Source organism: Paracidovorax sp. MALMAid1276 (genome assembly GCF_049198005.1).
Taxonomy (GTDB): Bacteria; Pseudomonadota; Gammaproteobacteria; order Burkholderiales; family Burkholderiaceae_C; genus Acidovorax.
The window spans coordinates 1-14273 of the sequence record NZ_JBMIRS010000045.1; the positions used below are offsets into that span (position 1 = coordinate 1).

At 66.3% G+C, this 14273-nt stretch carries 14 protein-coding genes; 8 read left to right on the forward strand and 6 right to left on the reverse strand.

Annotation, left to right across the window (positions count from 1 at the left end):
- A partial coding sequence (locus tag ACOQFS_RS02680) for a calcium-binding protein (protein ID WP_421561428.1) occupies positions 1-456 on the forward strand: 456 nt, incomplete at its 5' end.
- Positions 457-543: 87 nt separating this feature from the next.
- On the opposite strand, the gene upp is transcribed toward ACOQFS_RS02680, so the two are convergent.
- From upp to ACOQFS_RS02705, 5 genes are all read right to left on the reverse strand, one after another.
- The gene (gene upp / locus ACOQFS_RS02685) at positions 544-1191 is read right to left on the reverse strand and encodes a uracil phosphoribosyltransferase (protein WP_421561429.1); all 648 of its coding nucleotides are present in this window, start codon (positions 1189-1191) and stop codon (positions 544-546) included.
- A 180-nt stretch (positions 1192-1371) separates the two neighbouring features.
- A complete protein-coding gene (locus ACOQFS_RS02690; protein ID WP_421561430.1) occupies positions 1372-2367 on the reverse strand; it encodes a threo-3-hydroxy-L-aspartate ammonia-lyase in 996 nt (331 codons plus the stop codon).
- Between the two features lie 181 nt (positions 2368-2548).
- Positions 2549-3403: an enoyl-CoA hydratase-related protein gene (locus ACOQFS_RS02695; protein ID WP_421561431.1), complete on the reverse strand. Its 855-nt coding sequence runs from the start codon at positions 3401-3403 to the stop codon at positions 2549-2551.
- 135 nt (positions 3404-3538) lie between these two features.
- Positions 3539-4339: a glycine-rich domain-containing protein gene (locus tag ACOQFS_RS02700; RefSeq protein WP_421561432.1), complete on the reverse strand. Its 801-nt coding sequence runs from the start codon at positions 4337-4339 to the stop codon at positions 3539-3541.
- Between the two features lie 85 nt (positions 4340-4424).
- Positions 4425-5960: a helicase HerA-like C-terminal domain-containing protein gene (locus ACOQFS_RS02705; protein WP_421561433.1), complete on the reverse strand. Its 1536-nt coding sequence runs from the start codon at positions 5958-5960 to the stop codon at positions 4425-4427.
- Between the two features lie 78 nt (positions 5961-6038).
- On the opposite strand from ACOQFS_RS02705, the gene ACOQFS_RS02710 reads away from it, so the two are divergent.
- The 7 genes from ACOQFS_RS02710 to rng all read left to right on the forward strand — a co-directional run bounded on the left by ACOQFS_RS02710 (position 6039) and on the right by rng (position 13064).
- Positions 6039-6758, forward strand: a complete 720-nt coding sequence (locus ACOQFS_RS02710; protein ID WP_409834273.1) for a YebC/PmpR family DNA-binding transcriptional regulator — start codon at positions 6039-6041, stop codon at positions 6756-6758.
- A 245-nt stretch (positions 6759-7003) separates the two neighbouring features.
- The gene (purD, locus tag ACOQFS_RS02715) at positions 7004-8284 is read left to right on the forward strand and encodes a phosphoribosylamine--glycine ligase (RefSeq protein ID WP_421561434.1); all 1281 of its coding nucleotides are present in this window, start codon (positions 7004-7006) and stop codon (positions 8282-8284) included.
- Positions 8284-9255: an oxygen-dependent coproporphyrinogen oxidase gene (hemF, locus tag ACOQFS_RS02720; RefSeq protein WP_421561435.1), complete on the forward strand. Its 972-nt coding sequence runs from the start codon at positions 8284-8286 to the stop codon at positions 9253-9255. Before purD ends, hemF begins: the two co-directional genes overlap by 1 nt.
- A gap of 204 nt (positions 9256-9459) precedes the next feature.
- Entirely contained in the window at positions 9460-10242 is a 783-nt protein-coding gene (gene rsfS / locus ACOQFS_RS02725) for a ribosome silencing factor (protein ID WP_421561436.1), read from the forward strand.
- 84 nt (positions 10243-10326) lie between these two features.
- The gene (gene rlmH / locus ACOQFS_RS02730) at positions 10327-10794 is read left to right on the forward strand and encodes a 23S rRNA (pseudouridine(1915)-N(3))-methyltransferase RlmH (RefSeq protein ID WP_421561437.1); all 468 of its coding nucleotides are present in this window, start codon (positions 10327-10329) and stop codon (positions 10792-10794) included.
- A 98-nt stretch (positions 10795-10892) separates the two neighbouring features.
- A complete protein-coding gene (locus tag ACOQFS_RS02735; protein ID WP_421561438.1) occupies positions 10893-11507 on the forward strand; it encodes a Maf family protein in 615 nt (204 codons plus the stop codon).
- Between the two features lie 66 nt (positions 11508-11573).
- Complete coding sequence (gene rng / locus ACOQFS_RS02740; protein ID WP_421561439.1) at positions 11574-13064, forward strand: ribonuclease G; 1491 nt, start codon at positions 11574-11576, stop codon at positions 13062-13064.
- Positions 13065-13091: 27 nt separating this feature from the next.
- Here rng and ACOQFS_RS02745 read toward each other — a convergent pair whose 3' ends face one another.
- Positions 13092-14243 (reverse strand): pyridoxal phosphate-dependent aminotransferase, encoded by a 1152-nt coding sequence (locus ACOQFS_RS02745; protein ID WP_421561440.1) that lies wholly within the window; start codon positions 14241-14243, stop codon positions 13092-13094.
- Positions 14244-14273: the final 30 nt, after the last annotated feature.

Below are 14273 nucleotides of genomic sequence, written 5' to 3' on the forward strand. Positions count from 1 at the left end.
ACCGAGGATGTGGTGACGGTGACGAACTTCTTCTACGAGAACACGCCCGCCAACGCCTGGAACCCGGTGCAGGAAGTGCGCTTTGAAGATGGCACGGTGTGGGATCTAGCGACTATTCAGCAGCAGTTGCCTAGCTCTCAAAGGCAATCACCCGCATTAACACGCTCCGCCTTCTTTGCAGACTCGTTGCATGCCGCTGCGCAAGATGCGGTTTTCGTGGGTAACTACCGCCCACATTTGTGGTCGGAAGAGGTGATTGAGGGTGAGAACAAACCTTTAGAGCTGGAGGTTTATTTTGGACAGCTCAAACCACAAGACGCTTCGCTTGATAGCCAAGCGAATCAGCTGGTGAGTGCGATGGCATCGTTCGCTCCAGCGGCGGGAGGAGTGCAACACACCTTGCTTAACGAGCATCATCATGTAAAGCCTGAGCTGCTGGCCGTGGGGCTGCAGTAAAAAACCACCTCCTGTGCAGCCCGCGCTTCACAGGAGGTATCCCGCTCGCTCGCCAGCGGGTTGCTCCATTTCTAGGTTTGGAGGACCTTACTTGGTGCCAAAAATCCGGTCGCCCGCGTCCCCCAGGCCCGGCAGGATGTAGCCGTGGTCGTTCAGCTCGCGGTCGATGGCGGCGGTGAAGATGGGCACGTCGGGGTGGGCCTTCTGCAGCGTGGCCACGCCTTCGGGGGCGGCCAGCAGGCAGACGAATTTGATGGAGCGGGGGTTGAGCTTCTTGAGCCGGTCCACGCAGGCGGCGGCCGAGTTGCCGGTGGCCAGCATCGGGTCCACCACGATGATGTCGCGCTCGTCCATCTCGGACGGCATCTTGAAGTAGTACTCCACCGGCTGCAGCGTGGCCGGGTCGCGGTACAGGCCGATGTGGCCGACGCGGGCGCCGGGCACCACGTTGAGCATGCCGTCCAGAAAACCGTTGCCCGCGCGCAGGATGGAGACGAGCACCAGCTTCTTGCCGTCGATGACCTGGCCGGTCATGGTCTCCAGCGGGGTTTCGATCTGCACGTCCTGCAGCGGCATGTCGCGCGTGACTTCATAGGCCATCAGCGTGGAGAGTTCGCCCAGCAGGCGGCGAAAGCTGTTGGTGCTGGCGTCCTTCTTGCGCATCAGCGTGAGCTTGTGCTGGACGAGGGGGTGGGTGATGACGGTGACGTTGTTGCTGGGGCTGGCAGTGCTCATGGCGGGGCCTATGGTCGACGGGGATGAATAAAAAGCGGTGGCCGCATTTTGACGGCATTGGCGCCAGCGACCTTCCAAACCCGCGCGGCCCAGGCCAGTGGACGCCGTGGAACGGGCTTTGCCAGGCCGCTGGCGTCGCGTCCCTTGCAGGGAAGGCACCGAAGGCGGCGCGGGGGGGAGTCAATCCGCCAGAAACCGGGCGTAGCGCGACAGGTCGACATTGCCGCCGCTCACGATGATGCCCACACGCTCGCCGTGCAACAGCTTGCCGCCTTCGTCCTCGCCCGAGAACGCCTGGGCCCCCGCAAATGCCAGGGCGCCCGTGGGCTCCACCACCATCTTCATGCGCTGCGCGAAGAAGCGCAGGGCCTCGATGAGCTGCTCGTCGCTGACGGTGATGATGTCTTCGGCGTGGTCGCGGATGAGGGGGAAGGTGTAGTCGCCCAGGGCCTGGGTCTGTGCGCCGTCGGCAATGGTCTGCGGGTGGGCGATGCGCACGATGTGGCCGGCGCGCAGCGATTGCTGGGCGTCGTTGGCGGTTTCCGGCTCCACACCGATCACCTTGCACTGGGGGGCCAGGGTCTGCACCGCCAGCAGGCTGCCCGACAGCAGGCCGCCGCCACCCAGGCTGATGAACAGGTAGTCGAGGTCGGGCACCTCCTGCAGCAGCTCCAGCGCGGCCGTTCCCTGGCCCGCGATGACGTGGGGGTGGTCGAACGGGGGCACCAGGGTCATGCCGCGCTCGCGCGCGATCTGGCGGCTGATGGCTTCGCGGTCTTCGGTGTGGCGGTTGTAGGTGACGACCTGCGCGCCGTATTCGCGCGTGGCGGTCATCTTGGAGACGGCGGCGTCTTCGGGCATCACCACCAGGGCCGGCATGTCCAGCAGGCGCGCCGACAGCGCGATGGCCTGGGCGTGATTGCCGGCCGAGAAGGTGAGCACGCCGTGCTCACGCTGCTCGTCGGTGAACTGGGCCAGCGCGTTGTACGCACCGCGAAATTTGAAGGCGCCGGTGCGCTGCAGGTTCTCGCACTTGAAGAACAGCTTGGCGCCCAGGCGCTCGTCGATGGCCGTGCTGCGCACCACGGGGGTGGTGTGGGCCTTGCCTTCAAGCCGCTGCGCTGCGGCAAGCACGTCGGCATAGGTGGGCGGGGGGAGGCTGGGCAAGGTCGTCATGGCTTCATCCCTGTGTGCTGCGGGCCGCTGGCGGCTGGCGGCCCCGGGTGCCCATGATAGCCGCATGCAGGCAGAATTCAAGCCAAAATAGCGTCCAGCGCTTATCAGGTAAGCGTTGGCAGCTATGATTTTTGACAAACCATCGGCGGCATGTTTGTGCCACCGCTGTCGCCCGCCGGGGTCAGTCCAGCTCGCTGAAGCGCCGCAGGGCCGGCAGGTCGGGGAAGTCGCCGGCGCGCTTTTGCTTCATGGCGGTGACGGATTCCATCACGTGCCGGTTGCTCCAGATGGCGCCCTGCAGCCAGCCCATCTGGCGCAGGCTGTCTTCCACGCTGTGGTCGCGCGCGTAGTTCACGGCCTGCTTGGTGCCCCAGATGGCGACGGGCGGCTTGCTGGCGATCTCGCGTGCGCACTGCAGCGCGGCGGCCACCATGGCGTCTTGCGTGTCGAACACTTCATTGACCAGGCCATAGCCCAGGGCCTTGTGCGCGCCGAGGCGGCGGCCGGTGTAGGCCAGTTCCTTGACCACGCCCAGCGGAATCAGCTTGGGCAGGCGCTGCAGCGTGCCCACGTCGGCCACCATGCCGATGTTGATTTCCTGGATGCAGAAGAACGCATCCGCCGTGGCGTAGCGCACGCAGGCGGTGGTCACCAGGTCCACCGCGCCGCCAATGCAGCCCCCGTGGATGGCCATGATCACGGGAATGCGCAGGCTCTCGACGCGGGAGAAGGTGGCCTGCATGTCGGTCAGCAGGTCGAAGATGGCGGCCCGGCCTTCGGGGCTGCGGTCGTCCAGCGTGATGGCGCCGCCAAAGGTCTCCAGCGCCATGCCGGCGCTGAAATGCTTGCCCGTGCTGCTGACCACCAGCGCCCGCGCCGCGCCCGAGGTGTTGAGGTATGCCAGCACCGCATCCAGCTCGCGCCAGAAGGTGGGGTGCATGGTGTTCATGGCTTCGGGTTTGTTCAGAACCAGGTGGGCCACGTGGTCGGTGATGCCGAGGGTGAAGCCGGTGAGGGTGGGGGTGGGCGTGTTCATGCGCGCCACTGTAGCTTTGCTGCAGCGCGGTGTCTCGTCGCGTGGGAGACTTTGATCGTTTTTGGCCTCCGGCGCTTACTGGATAAGCACTGGCAGCTATCAAAAATGTAGTGTTAGCCGCTGGAGTCGGGGGTGTCAGTCCCCGCCGCCACCGCAGCCGCCGCCATCCCCACCGCCATCGCCACCCCCGTCCGCGCTCTCGGCGCCGCCGAAGCCGTCTGCGTCACCGCCGTGGCTGCCGTCCGAAAAGCTGGTGCCGCAATAGGTCGTGCCGCCGCTGCCTCCGGCGTCGCTCTTGCGGGCGATGTCCGTGCAGTCGGGCACATAGGTGAACCCGCCGGCAATGGCGAACTTGGCATCGAGCGCAAACAGCAGCGGCAGGCGGCTGGGGGCGCGGGGGTCGATGGACTCTTCCTTGCATGCCCAGTACCAGCAGCGGCGCAGGCCGTCGTTGTGGCGCGCCTTCTGGCCCAGGGCCTCGGCCGGCGTGTGGTGCAAGAAGAAGCCCAGCGCCTGGTCGCACCAGGCCTTGTAGGCCTGCGTGTGCAGGATGAATTCATGCCACAGCGCGTCCACGGCGCGCGAGGGCATGGCCACGAACTGCTTTTTGCTGCGCAGGCAGGCCATGAAGAACTGGCGCAGGCCGCGCTCCACCAGCTCAGCGTCGCGGGTGCTCAGGTGGGGATAGGCTTCGCGCAGCTTGCGCTGCAGGAATCGGGGCAGGGGGGATTCGCGGATGAAGCGCTGGCGCAGGGCATGGGTCCATTGCCGGACCAGTGCCACCACGACCACCGTGGCCAGCATGTAGAACACCCACGGGCCCCGAAAGCGCCATGCCCCGGCCAGCATGCCGCCGAGCACGACGGCCCACGCCAGGGCGGCCACCAGCAGGGCTTTGCTGCCCATGCGCAACACAGCTCGTTCGATTCGCGTCATCGCCTGTCCCTCGGCATTGCTTTTGTGGAGTCAGCGCAAGGCCACTTGAGCCGTTCAGGCCGAGCCAGCCCGGCGCTCTGGCGGCTCAGCGCCGCTTGCTGCTGCCGCCAAAAATGCCCCCCAGCACGCCGCGCAGGATCTCTTTGCCCACATTGGTGCCCACGGTGCGCACGGCCGACTTGGCCATGGTCTGCACCAGGCCATCGCGGCGGCCGCCGCGCGGGCCGGTGCTGCCAAACAGCAGGTCGTTCAGAAAGCTGCCGCCTTGCGCGTCGTTGCTGCCGGTGCCGGCACTGCGGCTGCCTGCCGTGGCCGGTGTGGGCGCAGGGGGGGCGGTGGGTGCGGCTTCGGCCCGGCCCTTGAGTTTTTCGTAGGCCGATTCGCGGTCCACCACCTTTTCGTAAACGCCCGCCACCAGCGAGCCGGCCATCAGCGCCTGGCGCTGCTGCGGCGTGATGGGGCCCAGCTGGCTGCCCGGCGGCAGCACGAACACGCGCTCGGTCACACTGGGTCGGCCCTTGGCGTCGAGAAAGCTCACCAGCGCCTCGCCCACGGCCAGCTCGGTGATGGCGGTTTCGATGTCGAGACCGGGCTTTTGCCGCATGGTGGTGGCCGTGGCCTTCACGGCCTTCTGGTCGCGCGGGGTGAAGGCGCGCAGCGCGTGCTGCACGCGGTTACCCAGCTGCGCCAGCACGCTGTCGGGGATGTCGAGCGGGTTCTGGGTGACGAAGTACACGCCCACGCCCTTGGAGCGCACCAGGCGCACCACCAGTTCGATGCGTTCCACCAGCACCTTGGGGGCCTCGTTGAACAGCAGATGCGCCTCGTCGAAGAAGAACACCAGCTTGGGTTGCTCGGGGTCGCCGATCTCGGGGAGTTGCTCGAACAGCTCGGACAGCATCCACAAGAGGAAGGTCGCGTACAAGCGCGGCGAATTCATGAGCTTGTCGGCGGCCAGGATGTTCACGACCCCCTTGCCGTCCACCGTCTGCATGAAATCCTGGATGTCGAGCATGGGCTCGCCAAAAAACTGCGTGCCGCCCTGCTGCTCGATCTGCAGCAGCCCGCGCTGGATGGCGCCCACGCTGGCCGCGCTGACGTTGCCGTATTCGGTGGTGAACTGCTTGGCGTTGTCGCCCACGTAGGTGAGCATGGCGCGCAGGTCTTTCAGGTCCAGCAGCAGCATGCCGCTGTCGTCGGCGATCTTGAACACCAGGTTCAGCACGCCCAGCTGCGTTTCGTTGAGGTTGAGCATGCGGCCCAGCAGCAGCGGGCCCATGTCGGACACGGTGGCGCGCACCGGGTGGCCCTGCTCGCCGAACACGTCCCACAGCGTGGTGGGGCAGGCCAGGGGCGTGGGCAGGTCGAGGCCGCGCTCCTTGAGCACGCCGGCCAGCTTGTCGCCGATCTTGCCCGGCTGGCTCGCGCCCGTGAGGTCGCCCTTCACGTCGGCCATGAACACCGGCACCCCGATGCGCGAGAAGTTTTCGGCCAGGGTCTGCAGCGTCACGGTCTTGCCCGTGCCCGTGGCGCCGGTGATCAGACCGTGCCGGTTGGCCAGGCCCGGAAGCAGGTGGCATTCGATGGAGTCGTGCTTGGCAATCAGCAGGGGGTCGGCCATTTCGGGTTTCCTCGGAGGTGCGTTGGCAGCAAAAGTAAAATTCGCAGGCTAGATTAAATCAATACCAAAGGAAATCCTGTGGCAGGACACAGCAAATGGGCGAACATCCAGCACCGCAAGGGGCGGCAGGATGAAAAGCGCGGCAAGATCTGGACCCGCATCATTCGCGAAATCACGGTGGCGGCCCGCGCCGGTGGCGGCGACCTGTCTGCCAACCCCCGCCTGCGCCTGGCGGTGGACAAGGCCAAGGCGGCCAACATGCCCGCCGACCGCATCAAATACAACATCGACAAGGCCACGGGCAACGCCGAAGGCCTGACCTACGAAGAAATTCGCTACGAAGGCTATGGCATTGGCGGCGCGGCCATCATGATCGACACGATGACCGACAACCGCGTGCGCACCGTGGCCGAGGTGCGCCACGCGTTCAGCAAGCACGGCGGCAACATGGGCACCGAAGGCTCGGTGGTGTTCCAGTTCAAGCATTGCGGCCAGCTGATCTTTGCCCCCGGCACCAGCGAAGACAAGGTGATGGAAGTGGCGCTGGAGGCGGGTGCCGAAGACGTCGTCACCGATGACGACGGCGCCGTGGAAGTGCTGACCAGCCCCGCAGACTTCGAGGCCGTGAAGAATGCGCTGGAGGCCGCAGGCCTGACCCCCGAGGTGGCCAGCGTGACCATGCGGCCTGAAAACACCATCGAGCTGACCGGCGAAGACGCCGCAAAGATGCAAAAGCTGCTGGATGTGCTGGAAGACCTGGACGACACGCAAGAGGTCTATCACAACGCTGCATTGTGAAGCTCCCCCTGAGGCGCTTCGCGCCTTCCCCCTCTCTCGCTACGCGGGAGGGGGACGCCACCAGCGCACGGAGCGTTAGCGACACGTAAGTGTCTTGGCGGCCCTTGCGCGGTGGCACTGGTCTGGATCGCGCCAGTTTTTTGCGGTTGTGGGTGTCGCATCCACCGCAATTGGTTGCTGAGATAGTTTTTTTATGAGCCCCTGGGCTTCGGCGTTGTGCCGGGCCGGGTTCACCAAAGGTTCCTATGAAAGTACTTGTGATTGGTGGCGGCGGCCGTGAACACGCGATGGCGTGGAAACTGAGCCAGTCCCCCAAGGTGACCAAGGTGTATGTGGCGCCGGGCAACGGCGGCACGGCGCTCAATGCCAAGCTCGAAAACGTGGCCATCACCGACGTGCAGGCCCTGCGTGTGTGGGCGCAGGCCGAAAAAATTGCTTTGGCGGTGGTGGGCCCCGAGGCCCCGTTGGCGGCCGGCGTGGTGGATGAGTTCCGCGCCCATGGCCTTCGCATCTTCGGCCCCACCAAGGCTGCCGCCCAGCTCGAAAGCTCCAAGGCCTTCAGCAAGGCCTTCATGCGCCGCCACGGCATTCCCACGGCCGACTACGACACCTTCACCGACCCGGCGGCCGCCCATGCGTTTGTGGACCGCCTGGGCGCGCCCATCGTCATCAAGGCCGACGGACTGGCGGCGGGCAAGGGCGTGGTCGTGGCCATGACGCTGCAAGAGGCCCACGATGCCGTGGACTTCATGCTGGTGGACAACAAATACGGCGTGACGCACAACGAAGGCGGCGCGCGCGTGGTGATCGAAGAATTCCTCGAAGGCGAAGAAGCCTCGTTCATCGTGCTGTGCGACGGCAAGAACGTGCTGGCCTTGGCCACCAGCCAGGACCACAAGCGCCTGAAAGATGGCGACGAAGGCCCGAACACCGGCGGCATGGGCGCGTATTCGCCCGCGCCCGTGGTCACGGCCGATGTGCACGCCCGCGCCATGCGCGAAATCATTCTGCCCACGATCCGTGGCATGGAAAAGGACGGCATTCCGTACACCGGTTTTCTGTATGCCGGGCTCATGATCGACGCCAAGGGCCACCCCAAGACGCTCGAATTCAACTGCCGCATGGGCGACCCCGAAACCCAGCCCATCCTCATGCGCCTGAAGAGCGACATGGTGGACGTGATGGCGGCTGCGGTGGACGGCAAGCTCGACCAGATGGAGCTGCAGTGGGACCGCCGTACCGCCATGGGCGTGGTGATGGCCGCCCACGGCTACCCCGAGAACCCGCGCAAGGGCGATGCGATCACCGGCCTGCCGCAGGACGCGGACGACGCCGTGGTGTTCCATGCGGGCACGCAGCTGCAGGACGGCGTGGTCAGCGTGACCGGAGGCCGCGTGCTGTGCGTGACCGTGTTGGCCGACAGCGTGAAGCAGGCGCAGCAGCGCGCCTACGACGTGGCCCGGGGCATCCACTTTGACGGCATGCAGTACCGCCGCGACATCGGCTTCAGGGCCTTGAAGAGCTGATGGCGCGCACAGAGAGCCTGAACACCGCCGACACCGTGGCGCAGGTGCGCGATTACCTGCAGGGCCTGCAGGCGCGCATCACCGGCGCGATCGAGGCCGTGGAGGGCGAGGGCGGTGCGCGCTTTGTGGCCGACGCCTGGAGCAAGGCGCCGGGCGAGACGCTGCAGGGCGACGGAATCACCAAGATCCTCGAAAACGGCCGCGTGTTCGAGCGTGCCGGTTGCGGCTTCAGCCACGTGCGCGGCCCGCAACTGCCGCCATCGGCCACGCAGCACCGGCCCGAGCTGGCGGGCGCGCCCTTCGAGGCCATGGGGGTGTCGCTGGTCTTCCACCCGCGCAATCCTTATGTGCCCACGGTGCACATGAACGTGCGCATGATCGCCGCCGGGCACCCGGGCCAGGCGCCCACCTGCTGGTTCGGCGGGGGCATGGACCTTACGCCTTACTACGGCTTCGAAGAGGACGCGGTGCACTTTCACCGCACCTGCCGCGATGCGCTGACGCCCTTTGGCGACGACAAGTACCCGCGCTTCAAGCAGTGGTGCGACGAGTATTTCTTCCTCAAGCACCGCAATGAACAGCGCGGCGTGGGCGGCGTGTTCTTTGATGACTTCTCGGAGCTGGGCTTTGCGCAGAGCCTGGCCATGACGCAGTCGGTGGGAGACGCCTTTCTTGCGGCCTACCTGCCCATTGTGGAAAGGCGACAAGACACGCCCCATGGCGAGCGCGAGCGCGGCTTCCAGCTCTACCGGCGCGGCCGCTATGTCGAGTTCAACCTGGTCTGGGACCGGGGCACGCACTTTGGCCTGCAGTCGGGCGGGCGCACCGAGTCCATCCTGCTGTCCATGCCGCCGCTCGTGGCCTGGTCGTACCAGCGCGCGGATGCTGCCGATTCGGCCGAGGCCGAGCTGCTGCAGCGCTTTCTGGTGCGCCGCGACTGGCTTGCCGGCGCTGCACAGGCGGTGTCCTGATGCTGCAAAAAGTGCAAAAGCTATAATTTCAATAGCTGCCCGCGCTTTTCACATGGGCGCCAGAGGCCAAAAACACCTTGAAAATCCCCGGCCTCCATTCACCCCACTGGCACAACACCGGCGCAACACCCGAGGCACAGCCCTATTGGTCGCATTCCGTGTTGCGCGCTATATTGAATCCACCCCTTCTCTGATCCTCCCCTGATGACCACCTCCACCAAATCGGAAACCGCCGCCAAGAAAGACGTCACCAAACTGCAGCGTGCCATCGTCGATGGCCTGGAAGACGTGAAGGCGCAAGACATCCAGGTCTTCAACACCGAGCAACTCTCGCCGCTGTTCGAACGGGTGATCGTGGCGTCGGGCACGTCCAACCGCCAGACCAAGGCCCTGGCCGCCAGCGTGCGCGATGCGGTCAAGGAGGCCGGGTTCAGCAAGCCCCGCATCGAGGGCGAAGACAACGGCGAATGGATCATCGTGGACTGCGGTCCGGCCGTGGCGCACATCATGCAGCCCGCCATCCGCCAGTACTACCGCCTGGAAGAGCTGTGGGGCGAGAGCCCAGTGCGCCTGAAGCTGGGTGCCGCCAAGCCCGCTGCCGCAACTTCCAAGAAGGCGCCGGCCAAGAAGAAGGCCGCCGCGGCACCCGAGGTGGCTGCACGCAAGCCCGGCAAGCCCAAGGCGGCTGTCGCGCCGGTGGCTGCCGAGGCCAAGCCCAAGGCTGCTGCCAAGAAAGCCCCGGCCCGCAAGACCCCGGCCTCGGCCGGTGCCACCGCCGCAGGCAAGAAGCCTGCAGCCGCCAAGAAGGCCCCCGTGAAGACCGTGGTGGTGAAACCCGCCGCCAAGAAGCCTGCGGCCAAGAAGGCCGCACCCAAGGCGGCGGCTGCTCCCGCGCGCGCAACGGTCAAGACCACGGCCAAATCCACAGCCAAGCCTGCTGCCAAGAAGGCCCCCGCCCGCGGCCGCGCCGCTGGCAACAAGGCCTGAGGCCTTGCGCAGTGCGTGCCCGTTCCGCCCTGGCCGGGCACGCCGCAGATTCACTTTCTCTGAACCCCACATCGCGTTTTTGTCATGAAGCTGCTTATCGTGGCGGTCGGGCAGCGGGTGCCTGACTGGGCACAAACGGCTTACGACGACTACGCCAAACGTTTCCCGCCCGAGCTCAAGGTCGAACTGAAGGCCGTCAAGACCGAGCCGCGTGGCTCCAAGACCCTGGAGACGCTCTACGCCGCCGAGCGCGAGCGCATCGAGGCGGCCATCCCGCGCGGGACCCGCGTGGTGGCGCTGGACGAGCGCGGCACCAACCTCACCACCAAGGCGCTGGCAGAACGCCTCAAGGGTTGGCAGCTGGAGGGCGACGACGTGGCGCTGGTCATCGGCGGGCCCGATGGGCTGGACCCGGCCTTTCGCCAAGCCGCGCACGAACGCATCCGCCTGTCGGACCTGACGCTGCCGCACGCCATGGTGCGCGTGCTGCTGATCGAGCAGCTGTACCGCGCGTGGTCCGTGAATGCCGGGCATCCGTACCACCGCGAATGACCTGATAGAGGTTCAGGGTTGTGCTTACTACTATTTTGATAGCTGTCAGCGCTTGATGGATAAGCGCTGGGGCCATTTTTTATTCATATTTTTTGCGCATGCCCGACTTCCTCTACCTCGCGTCCCAAAGCCCGCGCCGCCGCCAGTTGCTGGAGCAGCTGGGCGTGCGCCACGAACTGCTGCTGCCCAATGTGCAGGGCGACGAGGTGGAGGACACCGAGGCCATCGAGGTGGTGCTGCCCGGCGAGGCGCCCACCGCCTATGTGGAGCGTGTGACCGCCCTCAAGCTGGATGCTGCCGCAGCCCGCCTGGCCCGCCGAGGGCTGCCGCAGGCGCCCATTCTGTGCTCCGACACCACCGTGGCCCTGGGCCGCACCATCTATGGCAAGCCGGATGACGCGGCGCACGCTGCGCGCATGCTGGCCGAGCTGGCGGGGCACGAGCACCGCGTGCTCACCGCCGTGGCGCTGCAGGTGGGCGGCAAGCGGCTGGCGGCGCTGTCGGTGTCGCGCGTGCGCTTTGCGGCCATGACGCCCGCGCAGATCGACGCCTATGTGGCCACGGGCGAGCCGCTGGGCAAGGCCGGGGCCTATGGCATACAAGGCCGCGCTGCGGCGTATGTGGAGCACCTGGCGGGCAGCTATTCGGGCATCATGGGGCTGCCGATGTACGAGACGGCGCAGCTTCTGCGCGCATCGGGCTTCGCGGTCTAGCCGCTTCGCGCCGAACGGCAGGGCGGCCCGCCGGGCGACCCCACCACAAGACAAAAAACATTTGCCATGCAACAAGACATCCTGATCAACTGGTCGCCCCAGGAAACGCGCGTGGCCATCGTCGAGCACGGCGCCGTGCAGGAGCTGCACGTCGAGCGCACGCTGGAGCGCGGCCTGGTGGGCAACGTCTACCTGGGCAAGGTCTCGCGCGTGCTGCCGGGCATGCAGTCGGCCTTCATCGACATCGGCCTGGAGCGCGCCGCCTTTTTGCACGTGGCCGACGTGTGGCAGCGCCAGCCCGACGGCGAGCCCCCCGCCTTCGCCCGCAAGAACGAGCCGCAGGTGCCGATTGAGAAGCAGGTGTTCGAAGGCCAGGCGCTGATGGTGCAGGTCATCAAGGACCCCATCGGCACCAAGGGCGCGCGCCTGTCCACGCAGATCAGCATCGCGGGCCGCCTCTTGGTGTTTTTGCCGCAGGACGACCATGTGGGCGTGTCGCAGAAGATTCCGGGCGCCGAGCGCGATGCGCTGCGTGCCCGCCTGCAGGCGCTGGTGGGCGACAAATCCACGGGCGGTGGCGGCGGCTTCATCCTGCGCACCAACGGCGAGGACTCCACTGACGCCGAACTGGCCGAGGACATTGCCTACCTGCGCAAGACCTGGGCGCGCATCAAGGAGGCGTCGCTCAGGCAGCCGGCCATGTCGCTGTTGCACCAGGATCTTGACCTGCTGCAGCGCGTGCTGCGCGACCTGGTGGGCGACCACACGCAGACCATCCGGCTCGATTCGATGGAACAGTTCCAGCGCCTGCGCGCGTTCGGGCAGGAGTTCATGCCGGCAGCGGCCGGCAAGCTGCAGCACTACAAGGGCGAGCGGCCCATCTTTGACCTGTATTCCATCGACGAAGAAGTGGCCAAGGCGCTGGGCCGCCGGGTGGACCTCAAGTCGGGCGGCTACCTCATCGTGGACCAGACCGAGGCGCTCACCACCATCGACGTGAACACCGGCGGCTATGTGGGCGCGCGCAATTTTGACGACACCATCTTCAAGACCAACCTGGAAGCCGCGCAGGCCATCGCGCGCCAGCTGCGGCTGCGCAATCTGGGCGGCATCATCATCGTGGACTTCATCGACATGGCCCGCGACGACCACCAGCAGGCCGTGCTGTCGGAGTTCAAGAAGCAGCTGGCGCGCGACCGGGTCAAGACCATGTCGTCGGGCAGCTTCTCGCAACTGGGCCTGGTGGAGATGACGCGCAAGCGCACCCGCGAATCTCTGGCCCACATGCTGTGCGAGCCCTGCGAGGTGTGCCAGGGCAAGGGCAGCGTGAAGACCGCGCGCAGCGTGTGCTACGACATCCTGCGCGAGATCCTGCGCGAGGCGCGCCAGTTCAACCCGCGCGAGTTCCGCGTGGTGGCCTCGGCCCGCGTGGTGGAGCTTTTTCTGGACGAAGAGAGCCAGCACCTGGCGGGCCTGTCGGACTTCATCAGGAAGCCCATCTCGCTGCAGGCCGAAAGCGCGATGGGGCAGGAGCAGTACGACATCGTGCTGCTGTAGCCCGCGCTCGCGCGTGGGCCCATCGAGTCACAGCCTGCGCAGCCGCTCCAGCGCGGCGAGCAGCGTTTCGTCCTTCTTGGCAAAACAGAACCGCACCACGCGCTGGTCGAACCCGTCGCCATAGAACGCCGACAGAGGGATCGCCGCCACGCCCACTTCGCGGGTCAGCCATTGGCAGAAGTCGGATTCGCTGAGGTCGCTCACGGCCGAGATGTCCACGCACTGGAAGTAGCTACCGGTGCTGGGCAGAAGCCTGACGCGCGAATCCTTGAGCCCGTCGCGGAACAGGTCGCGCTTGGCCTGGTAGAAGGCGGAGAGCTGAAGGTAGGGCGCAGGGTCTTGCAGGTAGGCCGCGAGGCCGTGCTGCACGGGGGTGTTCACGGTGAACACGTTGAACTGGTGCACCTTGCGGAACTCGGCCGTCAGCGCGGCGGGCGCCGCCACGGTGCCGACCTTCCAGCCGGTGACGTGGAAGGTCTTGCCGAAGCTGGAGACGATGAACGCCCGCTCGGCCAGGCCGGAAAAGCGTGCGGCACTCTGGTGCTCGGCACCGTCGAACACCATGTGCTCGTACACCTCGTCGCTGATGAGCAGGATGTTGGTGGGCGCGAGCAGGGCTTCGAGCTGGCGCATTTCTTCAGCCGTCCAGATGGTGGCGCTGGGGTTGTGCGGGCTGTTGATGATGAGGGCACGGGTGCGCGGGGTGATGGCGGCACTGATCTTGCCGAAATCAGGCCGGAAGGTGCCGGGCGTGAGCGGCACGCGCACGGCCTTGCCGCCCGCCAGGTCGATGTTGGGCACATAGCTGTCGTAGCAGGGGTCGAGCACGATGACCTCGTCGCCCGGGTGCACGATGGCCAGGATGGCGGTGATGATGGCCTGCGTGGCACCCGCCGTGATGGTGATTTCGGTGCCAGGGTGGTAGGCGCGGCCGTGCAGCGCCTCGATCTTGCGGGCCACGGCTTCGCGCAGCTGCGGCACGCCGGGCATGGGCGGGTACTGGTTGTGGCCGGCCTGCATGGCCTGTGTGACGGCGTTGACCAGCTCGGGCGCGCATTCGAAGTCCGGGAAGCCCTGGCCGAGGTTGACGGCCTGGTGCTCGGTGGCCAGGGCCGACATGACGGTGAAGATGGTGGTGCCCACGCTGGGCAGCTTGCTGGGGAAGGAGGGGGTGGTCATGGCAATTGCAGGGGGAAAGCGTCGTTCAGC

Coding starts and splice junctions, on each gene's coding strand:
- purD (WP_421561434.1), top strand. CDS start 7,004: ATGAAAGTACTTGTGATTGGTGGCGGCGGCCGTGAACACGCGATGGCG.
- rsfS (WP_421561436.1), top strand. CDS start 9,460: ATGACCACCTCCACCAAATCGGAAACCGCCGCCAAGAAAGACGTCACC.
- ACOQFS_RS02705 (WP_421561433.1), bottom strand. CDS start 5,960: ATGGCCGACCCCCTGCTGATTGCCAAGCACGACTCCATCGAATGCCAC.
- ACOQFS_RS02690 (WP_421561430.1), bottom strand. CDS start 2,367: ATGACGACCTTGCCCAGCCTCCCCCCGCCCACCTATGCCGACGTGCTT.
- hemF (WP_421561435.1), top strand. CDS start 8,284: ATGGCGCGCACAGAGAGCCTGAACACCGCCGACACCGTGGCGCAGGTG.
- rng (WP_421561439.1), top strand. CDS start 11,574: ATGCAACAAGACATCCTGATCAACTGGTCGCCCCAGGAAACGCGCGTG.
- rlmH (WP_421561437.1), top strand. CDS start 10,327: ATGAAGCTGCTTATCGTGGCGGTCGGGCAGCGGGTGCCTGACTGGGCA.
- upp (WP_421561429.1), bottom strand. CDS start 1,191: ATGAGCACTGCCAGCCCCAGCAACAACGTCACCGTCATCACCCACCCC.
- ACOQFS_RS02745 (WP_421561440.1), bottom strand. CDS start 14,243: ATGACCACCCCCTCCTTCCCCAGCAAGCTGCCCAGCGTGGGCACCACC.
- ACOQFS_RS02695 (WP_421561431.1), bottom strand. CDS start 3,403: ATGAACACGCCCACCCCCACCCTCACCGGCTTCACCCTCGGCATCACC.
- ACOQFS_RS02735 (WP_421561438.1), top strand. CDS start 10,893: ATGCCCGACTTCCTCTACCTCGCGTCCCAAAGCCCGCGCCGCCGCCAG.
- ACOQFS_RS02700 (WP_421561432.1), bottom strand. CDS start 4,339: ATGACGCGAATCGAACGAGCTGTGTTGCGCATGGGCAGCAAAGCCCTG.